Raw genomic sequence first — 12,116 nt, forward strand, 5'->3', positions numbered from 1 at the left:
GAGTGTACATTCAAGATAAGGGCGAACAATAAAACATTCAAGTCTATTTTTGAATATTTGTTCAAGATTAAGTAAACTAACCCCACATACACCTTATAAGTCAAATAGAATGCAACAGAGCGCCCTATGAGAATAGCCGAATTTGACCGTGAATTTGTACTTCGCCAAGCGATGCTGGCTTTTATGCAACACGGTTATGCTAAAACGAGTATGCAAAAATTAACGCAAGTTACAGCGCTTCATCCGGGATCTTTATATGCTGCGTTTGGCAATAAAAAAGGTATTTTTTTAGCGGCTATTGAGCAATATCAGGCTGATAGAAATCAGCAATTTACGGCACTTTTTTGTCAACATAAACCCGTTTTACCAAGCCTACGCCAATACTTAGACTCAATAGTCAACGAGTGTATCAGTGGTGATGCGATGAAAGTATGTTTACTTACTAAAAGTATTAGTGAAGTTGAAGGGCAAGATTCACAGATCAGCCACGTACTGATGACAAATTTAAACGCCTACGAAAACGCCCTCGCCGAACAATTTGAGCGCGCGATAAAAGAAGGTGAAATACCAAACACACGCACAGCTGAGCATCTAGCTCGTTTTTTAGCAATGGGCCTTTACGGCTTGCGAACCTATGCACTGACTAACCGCTGCGAACAAGATCTAAGCCAACTCGCCGACGATTTATACCACGCAATGTGTAATTAATTTTTAACTAATCGACATTTTGTCATATTAGTCAATATACTATACCTAAGCCATTCTAGAGAGAGTCTATTAATGAGTAATGCAACTGCAACCGCATCTGAAAAATTCGAGACAATCTTAAATTTAGGAGCCAAAAAAAGATTGGCTTTTATGTTTGAGACCGTCCAAGAGTTCAAACAAGTGTGGATATTAAATGACGACGATGGCTGTGTTATGCTCGCCAACGAAGATGATGATTGTGTACCGGTATGGCCTGAACGTATTTATGCCGAAGCATGGGCTACCGGTGAGTGGGAAAATTGCACAGCTAAAGCAATTCCATTGAAAGATTGGACAACCCGATGGACACCCGGTCTTGAACAAGATGACTTACTTATCGCCGTTTTTCCAACTGAAGAAGACGACGGCACAATTCTATTTCCTGATGAATTTGATTCACAACTAAAAGCACCTAAAAAACGTTACTAATTACACTTCGCTATAATTGAGTCGCAGACGTGTTGTTCTGCGACTTATCCACGCAAACTTTAAATTTTTTACGCGCAACGATTTAAGACAAAGATACAAAATTAATACCTATAAAAATTAAAATATAACGGCAATAATGTCGCTTTTAGCGATAATTAATTTATGCTTATTCACACTGTTCAGTGAAATAAACACAGCTCCCACTGCAAAAACTTTGGCATTAGTTGACTTCAACACGCCCCTTACTCTTTGGACTTTATAATGGTACGACAAGGTATTTTAATATTACTACTGCTAACGTTTATTAATAGTGGCTATGCCACAGAGCAAATTGACTCAGTAGAATCCACACTCAGTGAAATAAAACAGCTCAAAAGTGATGGTGAATCCGCACAAGCTTATCAACAATTAAGAGCAACATATTCCTCGGCACAATCAACCACACAACAAGCTGAGTTAATGGTTGTTTGGCTTGCATTTATGAATGAAGACAAGAACTGGCATGAATTCGACTTGCTCAAAGACGATGTATCACAGTTACTCGATAGCGAAGTCGATATAGAAACTAAATACGCACTTTATGACAACCTCGGACTAATGAAATATCGCTTAGGTAAGTTTGCCGAAGCCGATTCTTATTTATCAAAAGCAGTGTCTTTTGCTGATGACACACAGCTTGCTACGAGTATGACTTACTATTTGTATGGAATTAACTCTGTTAGACAAGGAAAAATGGTAGATGGACTCGATAAAATCTTACATGCTCACGATTTACAAATAAACATTCAAGGATATGCTTCACCGAAGATATTAATTGGTTTAGGGTTTACCAATTATTATATGAAAAACTACGACAAAGCGATTGAATACACTCAACAGGCAATAGCAGCATACCCTGAAAATGACATACTGCTCACTGAGCTGTATGCAAACTTAGCTGCAATGTACGTTGATAAAGCCCAATACCAAGAGGCATTAATTGCCATTAATCAAGCCGAAAAAGTAGCCCACTTCCATAATATATTTGACCGAGTTCCTATAATTATTAATAAAGGCACTATTTATGCTGAGCTAAATGAGCACCAAAAAGCCATTGATTATTATTTAAAAGCGTTAGATATTGTAAATAAAAACAATGATTTAATACATAAGCCTACTGTTTTAAGTAATCTGGCACAAAGCAATCAAAGTTTAGGTAATTATAAACTTGCTGCCGACTATTTTGAGCAAGCCCTCGCTATATTTTCAAGCGAGAGTCAACTCATCAAACGTTTAGAAAACTATCCGCCAATGATCGAAAATTATCAATCATTAGGAAATTACCAACGCGCATTAGAACTTATGATTGAATACAAAGAATTAGATGATGAAAGTACCTCATTAGCTGCAAAAGAAAAATTTGATCAATCACAAGCAGCCTATGATATTGCCTCTAAAGAAAAGTCATTAATCGAAGCTAAACTAGCGCAAACAAGCAATGAAAATGCAATTCTACGACTCTATGGGATCGTTGCATTCAGTCTTTTAATTATCCTATTTATTTATATTGCCTATAGACTAAAACACTCTGCCTACCTGCAAGTTAAAGAGCTTGCGTTGCGCGATCAGCTCACGGGACTATTTAATCGCCGCGCATTGCACGATATCTTTGAATTAGAAATGAGCCGGGTTAATCGCAATAAAAAAACTTTTAGTATTATTTTGCTGGATATAGATCATTTTAAAGTACTCAACGACACCTATGGACATGACTATGGTGACATTGTATTGCAAAAAGTGGCTAGCGCATTGCAAGATTCAATTAGAAGTATGGATAAAGTTGCTCGCTGGGGAGGTGAAGAATTTCTGGTGTTTTTACCTGAAACCAATAAAGAGCAAGCATCGCATCTTGCAGAAAAGTTACGCTTAGCTGTAAGTAACATTGAATTGACTTACCAAGATAAGCTACTTCAGGTCACTGTTTCTTTAGGTGTCTGTGAATATAATCAACAAGGTGAATATAAAGACATGGTTAAACAAGCCGATCTTGGTCTTTATAAAGCTAAAGAAACAGGGCGGAATAAAGTCGTCTGTCTCAGTTAAACTAACAAATGTTCTTGCGCGCAACTATCTTCATTATCATGTAATTGAATGTAGTTGCTCACTAAGCATATAGTTTACTAATAAAGCGATGTTATTTCCTCGCATTAAGGCTGCTCTGTTGACCTAAAAATAGCAATGGCACACTGTTTTATTGCGCTTGCTCAAAAAAATTACGACATAGTTTGCTAAACTAACCTAATAACCTATTAGATTAAGTGTGCTAGCACAACGCTGAGATTTACTCTGGGCACATTTACAGAAACAGTTGGACAAATACGTGATATTTAATTCTAAGTATAAAAAAGAAATTGCAAAACTAAAAAATGAAATTGTAGATATTCGTAACCAAAATGAAGCACTGCATGATGAACTGGAACAAGTTAAGAATGCTAAAAGTCAGTTAGTAGCGCAAATAAATCAAACTGATAAAACTGCCAAACAACAAGACGAATTAAACCGCTTGTGGCTACAGTCTTCAATTTTAATAGAGCAAATCAGGGAGAGCCTAGCAGCAAATTCAAGTGAACTTGTAATGCACAGAGATGGCTTTCAATCATCACAGCAATTGCTTGATAACATTATTGTAATGCTATCCGCCACTTTGCAATCAACTTCTGTGATATCCAGAGACACTAAAACAGCCTCTGAATCTGTAAAGCAATTACAAACAGTCACAGCAGGGATTAATGACTTTGTAAACATTATCAAAGGCATCTCTGACCAAACTAACTTACTAGCCCTTAATGCTGCTATTGAGGCCGCCAGAGCTGGAGAACAAGGTAGAGGCTTTGCCGTAGTTGCAGATGAAGTTCGCACATTAGCACAACGCTCAGCTGATGCATCGAATGAAATTTCAGGCTTAATTGAACAAGTAAACCAACAAATGGACCACGTTGTTGGCAACATTACCGACGTCGGGAAACAAAGTAATGAGATCAGTGAAAGTTCAGCGGCTATCGAAGATACCGCTAATAAAATTGTTACGTTCTCACAAAACATGTATTCAGTTATTACCGACTCAACTGAAAACGCATTTATTCAGACGGTAAAAATGGATCATATCGTTTGGAAACTGGAAGTTTATAAGGTACTACTTGGTTTATCTGATAAAACCACAGATGAATTTGCCGATCACACAATGTGTCGTTTAGGTAAATGGTACTATAAAGGTGATGGTGCAGCTAAATACGCCTCCCATATTGAATTTAAAAACTTAGAAGCCCCGCACGCCGAGATTCACAACCATGGCATACAAGCATTGCAAGCCTTTGCAGATGGCCATTCGGATAAAATGATTGATCATATATCGCAAATGGAAGCGGCGAGCTTTAAAGCCGTTGATTTATTAACTAACCTAGCAAACAAAATAACTAAATAACGGTCGTTTTAAGTTTAACTACAACTTTGGCGCTGCTCATTTTATATTTATTATTGCAAGCAACTAAACACCAATACCTAATAAAAAGTAAAAAATAGTTAGAATTTGAGTTATTTACTTCACTTTTTTATAGGCATAAAAAAGGACGCCATGAGGCGTCCTAATATTGAATAATGGCGGAGGAAGAGGGATTCGAACCCTCGTTAGGGATTAACCTAAACACACTTTCCAGGCGTGCGCCTTCAGCCACTCAGCCATCCCTCCGCAGGTTACCATTTGGTAACGCGGCGTAATAGTATGAAATAGCGCGCGGCGGTGCAAGGTGTTTTTCCCTTTTGCCTGTTAACTGCCTAGTAAACAAACAAAAAAGGCCGCTGATAACAATACCAGCGGCCTTATCTTTATAGCCTAGTTTAGCGTTGGAGTGACGCTGAGAAATCGAGCATACGATTAAGCGACTTGAGTGCGCCTTCACGAAGGTCCATATCTACAAACACTTCTTTGCCAGTTGCATCTAATAACGCTTCCTCAATCGCTTTGAGGCCGTTCATTGCCATCCACGGGCAGTGCGCACAACTCTTACAGGTTGCGCCTTCGCCAGCCGTTGGTGCGGCAACAAATTCTTTATCAGGGCATAACTGCTGCATTTTATAAAAAATGCCGCGATCAGTGGCAACAATAAACTTTTGATTGCTCATAGTTTGTGCCGCTTTGATCAATTGACTGGTTGAACCTACTGCATCAGCTAACGCTACAATTTCTGCTGGTGATTCTGGATGAACCAAAACGCCAGCGTCAGGGTAAAGCGCTTTCATGTCTTTTAACGCTTTGGTTTTAAATTCGTCATGCACGATACATGCGCCATTCCACATGATCATATCAGCGCCAGTATTCTTTTGAATATAGGCACCTAAATGTTTGTCTGGGCCCCAAATGATTTTTTCACCCATTTCATCTAGGTGCTCAACAATCTCAAGGGCACACGATGAGGTAACAATCCAATCAGCGCGAGCTTTAACGGCAGTTGATGTATTTGCGTATACAACCACTTTACGATCAGGGTGCTGATCACAAAACGCTGAGAACTCATCAATTGGGCAACCAATATCAAGCGAACAAGTTGCTTCTAGTGTTGGCATAACCACGGTTTTATTCGGTGTCAGTATTTTTGCTGTTTCACCCATAAAACGTACGCCGGCAACGATAATCATGTCAGCATCGTGCTTGGCACCAAAGCGAGCCATTTCTAGCGAATCAGCAACACAACCGCCAGTTTCTTCAGCAAGCGCTTGAATTTCAGGATCAGTATAATAATGGGCAACCAATACGGCATTTTTATCAATCAATAATTGCTTGATACGTGCTTTGTATTGCGCCTGCTCATCATTATTCAATGGAGCTGGTTTAGGAGGAAAGATATAACCTTCAGGCATAATAGTTTGAGCTAAACTCATTTCTCGACCACTTAATCTACAGTGCATTTATGGGGCGGATTATACGAGAATATAAAACTAAATAACAGTAGTGGTCATAAATACCAATCTACTTAAATATTTAATCATTCTAGCAGGCTAAATAAAGCGTTAACTGCGTTAGTTATTTTTTATGTACGACTGCATGGATGCAGGAGGTAGAGCAATGCAGGAGCAATTGCCGAGAACAACTACATGTCAAAATTTAAGCCTTGTTATCACTGTATTTATCTGTCGCTATAAATGGTCAGTAACTTAACACGATTGATATAATAGCAATTTGATTAACGCATTTGTATTTAGCTTGACAATGATTTTTGTAAGTGTTTTTTTCTTTTGATGTAAAGTGATGTGAATTTACTGAATAGGGGTAAGATAAACTGTAATTGAATAAACCAGAATGGTGGGTCATGATGGACTTGAACCATCGACCAATGGATTAAAAGTCCACTGCTCTACCAACTGAGCTAATGACCCGCTCTGATGTGCCTAAGCACGCTGCGTAGATCCGCCGATTATAACCACTCTACTATTCTACGAATAAAGAATGGTGGGTCATGATGGACTTGAACCATCGACCAATGGATTAAAAGTCCACTGCTCTACCAACTGAGCTAATGACCCGCTCTGATGTGCCTAAGCACGCTGCGTAAATCCGCCGATTATAACCACTCTACTATTCTACGAATAAAGAATGGTGGGTCATGATGGACTTGAACCATCGACCAATGGATTAAAAGTCCACTGCTCTACCAACTGAGCTAATGACCCGCTCTGATGTGCCTAAGCACGCTGCGTAAATCCGCCGATTATAACCACTCTACTATTCTACGAATAAAGAATGGTGGGTCATGATGGACTTGAACCATCGACCAATGGATTAAAAGTCCACTGCTCTACCAACTGAGCTAATGACCCGCTCTGCTGTTGCAACTAAATGCAACCAAACACTAATACGTAAATCCGCCGATAAAAGACCATTCTATAACTTACTAATGAATGGTGGGTCATGATGGACTTGAACCATCGACCAATGGATTAAAAGTCCACTGCTCTACCAACTGAGCTAATGACCCGCTCTTTTTGCCGCAATTTGAGTGGTTGAACCATTCGTTTGCTGCGGGCGCTTATAATACTTATTTAAAAAATGAGTGCAACAGAAAATGTCTCTTTTTTTAAGTTTTTATGTCTAGCTGACCAATTTTAGACCGCTTATGACAAAAAGCAGTCTAATCAAGCTGATTCTACATTTTTGAAAGGCGATCAGTGGCCAATTTTGCAGCAGTTGTACTTGGGTATTGGTTAAGCAGATCCTGAAAGGTTTTTGATGCTTGATCGGCTAAACCTTGCTCTTGCAATAAAGTTCCAAGCTTTAACATTGCATCTGGACGCTTATTTGAATTTGGAAATTCATTTACAACAACTTTAAAATGTTCCGATGCTTTTACTGCATCATTTTTAATTGTCAGCAATTGCCCTAACCAATAATGAGCGTTGGACGCATAAACAGAATTTGGATACGTTGTTAAAAACGTTTGAAACTCTGGAATTGCCTGATCGTAGCGCTTGTCCTTCATAATTAATGCTACTGCACGCTCGTAAGCCTCATTCTCAGACAGATCCGAACTAATAGCTTGCGATGCAACAGGCTCTGCATATTGCTCTGTACTGGGTTGCGAGTAAGCTTGGCTCACGCGATTTTCAATTTCTTGATACAGCTCACGTTGGCGTTGCAGTACTTTCTCAAGCTTATAGGTCTGTTCTTCGGTGATCCCGCGAACTTGACTCACTTCATCTTGCAGCATATTTAGCTGTTGCTGTAACTCAACTTGTAATAAATTTCTCGACTGCATCATACTTTCAAGGGCAGCAAGGCGTTTTTCTATACTCGATTGTGAACTCGCAGCTTCTGAAACAGGAGCGGGAGCAGCCCAAACTTGGGTGCTCCCGCTCAATATCATGGCTGCCAAAATAATTTTCGGCTTCATAATGTCTCTAATTTAGTAAACTAGTACCGCACGGCGGTTTTTAGCGAAAGCAGATTCAGTGCGTGATTTAACCATCGGCTTTTCTTCACCGTAGCTCACTACTGACATTTGGCTTGCAGAAACACCTAAACTTTGAAGGTATTTTTCAACTGCTTGACCACGATGCTCACCCAATGCGATATTGTACTCAGGTGTACCACGCTCATCTGCATGACCTTCAATTAGTACTTTAACTGATGGATTCTTTACTAAAAACTCAGCATGAGCTCGAAGTAATTCACCGTACTGACCTTGAATCGTCGCTTTATCAAAATCAAAGTAAATTACTTGCTTTTCACGTAATGCTTCGTATTTTTGAGTGAGTTCTTCTTGTGCTTTTTGATCAGGTGTTAATGTTGCCACTTCAACAGTGTCATTATTAGCTGTTTGCTCAACTGTCGCTTGATTTGATTGATTTGCTGCACCTTCGTCGATATCTGAAGATGAGCTACAAGCTGCTAGAGTCATAACAGGCACAGCAATTAGCAGGCCTTTAAGTATTTTATTAAGTTGCATTGAGTAGATTCCTATATTGAGTAAACCAGCAAATATTACTGTAAATAAGGCGACCACGCGGGTGCCTTTACTTGTCCATTTAGCACAGGTAAACGTGCTTTAAAACGACCGTCCATTGATACCAGCGCTAGTACCTGCTTATTATTATGTAGCGTGCTATAAATAATCATCGAGCCATTAGGTGCTATACTCGGTGATTCATCTAGACGCGTTCGAGTTAATACTTGAAACGCTCCAGTAGCCAGCTCTTTCTTAGCAAGATGGTACTGCCCGTTAGTACGGTTAACCATCACTAATTCTTTGCCATCAGGGGTAATAGAACCTGCTAGATTCATATCACCATCAAAGGTCATTCGTTGTGACCTACCTGTTTGTAAATTTAACTTATAAATCTGAGCATTACCACCCCTTTCCGAGGTAAACACGATATCTTGACCATTCGGATGCCAAGACGGTTCAGTATCTATACTACGGTGGCGAGTAAGGCGTGTTTCTTTACGTGTAGCTAAATCTAACATATACACTTCTGTGGCACCGTTTCTGTCTTTTGACAGTACTAATAATAGTTTTTTACCGTCAGGTGAAAACTGTGGCGCACCATTGATACCTTGATGGCTGGTAATGATTTCACGTTTACCAGTGTATAAATCTTGCATATAGATTTGGCTTTGACGATTTTCAAACGTTACATAAGCTAATTTAGTACCATCAGGTGACCATGCTGGAGACATTAACGGCTCTTGTGAGCGTAATAAAACTTGTTCATTAAACCCATCGTAATCAGCAACAACAAGCTGATAAGGTTTTGGTTCGTCATCACGCACAATGACGTAAGCAATTTTTGTTAAAAAGGCACCGCGCTCACCGGTAAGTTTTTCATAAATAACATCACTAATACGATGAGCGTAGCGTCTAAACCCAGATTCGCTTATCACACTTTCGCGTGCTTCTTGAACATGATCTTGATTTTTAACTAATTTACCATTGCTCATCATTTGCGTTTCACCGCCGGTGATTTGGCCGCGGATAACATCAACAAGCTCATAACGTACCAAATAACGGCCATCTGTTTGCTGTTCAACTTCACCAACTAAAATTGCTTCAACACCCTTATTTACCCACGCACCATAATCTATATCTGCATTTTTGCTTGGCAGCTGTGGCATTTCGTCAACACTAATTGGTTTAAATTTACCACTGCGCATCAAATCGGCAGCAATAACATCACTGAGCTTTTGTGGAATTGGCCCAACACCTTTATATTTAAAAGGGATGATGGCTATAGGGCGTGCACTATCAACTCCTTCTGTTATGACTATTTCAAGCGCAGCATTTGCAACACTGGTAAAGCCAAGAACTAAAATTAAACAAACTGTTTTCAACTGATTGAACATATAATTCCTTTAAAATTGTGGCTTGATCGTTAAGTTAATATTTTTTAATTGCTCAAACACGTCTTGATCTTTAGATACCGGCAGTGTTTCAGCCATACGAACCGCCCTTAGCGCCGCTTCGCATACTAACTTATCACCACCTAAAGATTTCACTTGTGTGACCAGACCATTAAAACCTAAGCGAATATTCACACGGCATTGTTGGTTTTTCATTTTTTCATCAATTAATAAATTTTGCTGAATACGCGCCATAATTAATGCTTTGTATTTATCAACCTCAGTGCCGACCTGTTGCTGACGCAATTTATTTCGCGCGGCTTGCTCTGTGGCTAACTGCTCTTGCAGCATTTGCTCTTGTAATGCTTTTTGACGCGCCTCTTCAGCAGCTTCTGCGCGTTTTTTAGCGGCTAACTCTTCACGTTTACGGTCGTCTTCGGCTTTTTTTAATGCCTCTTCTGCCTGTTTACGTTTCTCAGCTGCCGCTTTTGCAGCTAACTCAGACGCTTCTTTTTGCTTTTCAGCCTGCTGCGCTTTTTCACGTTCTTTTTGCTCTATTTCACGCGCTTTTTTAGCCTGTGCTTGCGCTTGTGCAGTTTCTTTCTCTTTTGCTCGGCGCTCTTGCTCTAGCTTCTTAATTCGACGATCTTCAGCTTCACGTTGTTTACGTGCATCAGATGCTCGGCGCTCTAAATCACGAATGCGTTTATCTTCAGCACGTTTTTTATCATCTTCTTTGCGTTTCAACTCAGCAATTTTTTGTTCAACCATTTTCTGGTCAACAGTCACTGCTGAAACAGCATTTTCAGCATCAGGCATAGCCTTGTTCAAGGTGACTTCCATTACTTTAGGCGGTGAAGTATGAAAACTCGCGGTTCCTACCAGAACGCCTATTATAGCGAGGTGCAATAACACTGATTTTAATACTGAAGCACCCATATTAGTTTTTATTCCCTTCAAACGACTCAGTCATTAATCCAACTGAAGGTACACCGGCATTTTTTAAGAAATCCATCAATAATAATACTTCTTGATACGATACTTTACCTGAGCCTTTGATCATCACTGGAGTTTCTGGGTTTTTCATCAGTTGCAACTTAATAACAGCGGCAACATCTAATGCTTCCATCGGTTCTTCTGGATCAGTACCAATACTGACATAGTACTTACCTTGTGCATCAATTGAAGCAATGATCGGTGGCGTATCTTTAGTATCGACTAAATCTGATTCTTCCATTTTTGGCAAATCAACTTTAACACCATGAGTGATCAAAGGCGCAGTAGCCATAAAAATAATCAGTAGCACCAGCATTACATCAATGTAAGGAACTACGTTTATCTCTGCAACAGGACGACGCTTCTTACGCTGATACATTCGCTTTTGCCTCTATTTGGGTAGCTGCTTGACGGTGTAAAATATTTGCAAACTCTTCCATAAAGTTAATGTAGTTAGATTCTAGCTTTTCAACTCTATTAGCAAAACGGTTGTAAGCAATAACCGCAGGAATAGCTGCAAATAACCCCATAGCTGTTGCAATAAGCGCTTCAGCTATACCTGGGGCAACCATTTGCAAGGTTGCTTGCTTAACTTCGCCTAACGCGATAAAGGCATTCATAATGCCCCACACAGTCCCAAACAAACCAATGTAAGGACTGATAGACCCCACTGTTGCTAAAAACGATAAACTTGATTCTAATTTTTCGATTTCACGAGATAACGCAACTCGCATTGAACGATGCGTCCCTTCCATTACAATGCTAGCACTTTGAAAAGAGTTTTTCTTATGGCGAGCAAACTCTTTAAAGCCTGCTATAAATAATGCTTCAACGCCGGTTGAGCTACCGCTACGCGATGAGATCTCATTGTAGAGTTTACTTAAATCAATGCCTGACCAAAATTTTTGCTCAAATCGCTTAGTATTGGATAATGCATCTGAAATTGCTTTTTTGCGCTGAAAAATAATTGCCCATGACATCACTGACATACCTACTAATGCCAGCATAACTAATTGCACAAGAAAACTTGCTTCTAGAATTAAATCTAAAAAATTAAGCCCTGAACCCACATTAAACT

At 39.6% G+C, this 12,116-nt stretch carries 11 protein-coding genes and 6 tRNA genes; 4 read left to right on the forward strand and 13 right to left on the reverse strand.

What is annotated here, in order from left to right; genetic code table 11:
* Positions 1-126 precede the first annotated feature (126 nt).
* The 4 genes from H5163_RS02880 to H5163_RS21450 all read left to right on the forward strand — a co-directional run bounded on the left by H5163_RS02880 (position 127) and on the right by H5163_RS21450 (position 4,636).
* Positions 127-708 carry a TetR/AcrR family transcriptional regulator gene (locus H5163_RS02880; RefSeq protein ID WP_145233102.1) on the forward strand — a complete coding sequence of 194 codons (582 nt, stop codon included), beginning with the start codon at positions 127-129 and terminating at the stop codon, positions 706-708.
* Positions 709-780: 72 nt separating this feature from the next.
* Positions 781-1,176, forward strand: a complete 396-nt coding sequence (locus H5163_RS02885; protein ID WP_145233101.1) for a DUF2750 domain-containing protein — start codon at positions 781-783, stop codon at positions 1,174-1,176.
* A 261-nt stretch (positions 1,177-1,437) separates the two neighbouring features.
* Positions 1,438-3,258 (forward strand): tetratricopeptide repeat-containing diguanylate cyclase, encoded by a 1,821-nt coding sequence (locus H5163_RS02890; RefSeq protein WP_182734292.1) that lies wholly within the window; start codon positions 1,438-1,440, stop codon positions 3,256-3,258.
* 277 nt (positions 3,259-3,535) lie between these two features.
* Entirely contained in the window at positions 3,536-4,636 is a 1,101-nt protein-coding gene (locus H5163_RS21450; RefSeq protein WP_274803910.1) for a methyl-accepting chemotaxis protein, read from the forward strand.
* Between the two features lie 174 nt (positions 4,637-4,810).
* Here the strand turns inward: H5163_RS21450 and H5163_RS02900 are convergent.
* From H5163_RS02900 to tolQ, 13 genes are all read right to left on the reverse strand, one after another.
* A tRNA-Ser gene (locus H5163_RS02900) sits at positions 4,811-4,900 on the reverse strand.
* A gap of 149 nt (positions 4,901-5,049) precedes the next feature.
* Positions 5,050-6,090, reverse strand: coding sequence for a quinolinate synthase NadA (gene nadA / locus H5163_RS02905; RefSeq protein WP_182730647.1), 1,041 nt, complete (start codon positions 6,088-6,090; stop codon positions 5,050-5,052).
* Between the two features lie 419 nt (positions 6,091-6,509).
* Positions 6,510-6,585, reverse strand: a tRNA-Lys gene (locus tag H5163_RS02910).
* A 71-nt stretch (positions 6,586-6,656) separates the two neighbouring features.
* A tRNA-Lys gene (locus tag H5163_RS02915) sits at positions 6,657-6,732 on the reverse strand.
* Between the two features lie 71 nt (positions 6,733-6,803).
* A tRNA-Lys gene (locus H5163_RS02920) sits at positions 6,804-6,879 on the reverse strand.
* A gap of 71 nt (positions 6,880-6,950) precedes the next feature.
* Positions 6,951-7,026, reverse strand: a tRNA-Lys gene (locus tag H5163_RS02925).
* Between the two features lie 82 nt (positions 7,027-7,108).
* Positions 7,109-7,184, reverse strand: a tRNA-Lys gene (locus tag H5163_RS02930).
* 168 nt (positions 7,185-7,352) lie between these two features.
* Positions 7,353-8,096, reverse strand: a complete 744-nt coding sequence (gene ybgF, locus H5163_RS02935; RefSeq protein ID WP_182730648.1) for a tol-pal system protein YbgF — start codon at positions 8,094-8,096, stop codon at positions 7,353-7,355.
* 12 nt (positions 8,097-8,108) lie between these two features.
* The gene (gene pal / locus H5163_RS02940; protein WP_145233097.1) at positions 8,109-8,651 is read right to left on the reverse strand and encodes a peptidoglycan-associated lipoprotein Pal; all 543 of its coding nucleotides are present in this window, start codon (positions 8,649-8,651) and stop codon (positions 8,109-8,111) included.
* A 35-nt stretch (positions 8,652-8,686) separates the two neighbouring features.
* Positions 8,687-10,045, reverse strand: coding sequence for a Tol-Pal system beta propeller repeat protein TolB (gene tolB, locus H5163_RS02945; RefSeq protein WP_145233096.1), 1,359 nt, complete (start codon positions 10,043-10,045; stop codon positions 8,687-8,689).
* A 9-nt stretch (positions 10,046-10,054) separates the two neighbouring features.
* A complete protein-coding gene (gene tolA / locus H5163_RS02950; protein ID WP_145233095.1) occupies positions 10,055-10,981 on the reverse strand; it encodes a cell envelope integrity protein TolA in 927 nt (308 codons plus the stop codon).
* Between the two features lies 1 nt (position 10,982).
* The gene (tolR, locus tag H5163_RS02955) at positions 10,983-11,417 is read right to left on the reverse strand and encodes a protein TolR (RefSeq protein ID WP_145233094.1); all 435 of its coding nucleotides are present in this window, start codon (positions 11,415-11,417) and stop codon (positions 10,983-10,985) included.
* Positions 11,404-12,108: a protein TolQ gene (gene tolQ, locus H5163_RS02960; protein ID WP_145233093.1), complete on the reverse strand. Its 705-nt coding sequence runs from the start codon at positions 12,106-12,108 to the stop codon at positions 11,404-11,406. Before tolQ ends, tolR begins: the two co-directional genes overlap by 14 nt.
* Between the last annotated feature and the right edge of the window lie 8 nt (positions 12,109-12,116).

It is taken from the genome of Pseudoalteromonas sp. SG44-8 (assembly GCF_014164125.1).
GTDB classification, from domain to species: domain Bacteria; phylum Pseudomonadota; class Gammaproteobacteria; order Enterobacterales; family Alteromonadaceae; genus Pseudoalteromonas; species Pseudoalteromonas rhizosphaerae.

Coding starts and splice junctions, on each gene's coding strand:
- H5163_RS02880 (WP_145233102.1), top strand. CDS start 127: ATGAGAATAGCCGAATTTGACCGTGAATTTGTACTTCGCCAAGCGATG.
- H5163_RS02885 (WP_145233101.1), top strand. CDS start 781: ATGAGTAATGCAACTGCAACCGCATCTGAAAAATTCGAGACAATCTTA.
- H5163_RS02890 (WP_182734292.1), top strand. CDS start 1,438: ATGGTACGACAAGGTATTTTAATATTACTACTGCTAACGTTTATTAAT.
- nadA (WP_182730647.1), bottom strand. CDS start 6,090: ATGAGTTTAGCTCAAACTATTATGCCTGAAGGTTATATCTTTCCTCCT.
- ybgF (WP_182730648.1), bottom strand. CDS start 8,096: ATGAAGCCGAAAATTATTTTGGCAGCCATGATATTGAGCGGGAGCACC.
- pal (WP_145233097.1), bottom strand. CDS start 8,651: ATGCAACTTAATAAAATACTTAAAGGCCTGCTAATTGCTGTGCCTGTT.
- tolB (WP_145233096.1), bottom strand. CDS start 10,045: ATGTTCAATCAGTTGAAAACAGTTTGTTTAATTTTAGTTCTTGGCTTT.
- tolA (WP_145233095.1), bottom strand. CDS start 10,981: ATGGGTGCTTCAGTATTAAAATCAGTGTTATTGCACCTCGCTATAATA.
- tolR (WP_145233094.1), bottom strand. CDS start 11,417: ATGTATCAGCGTAAGAAGCGTCGTCCTGTTGCAGAGATAAACGTAGTT.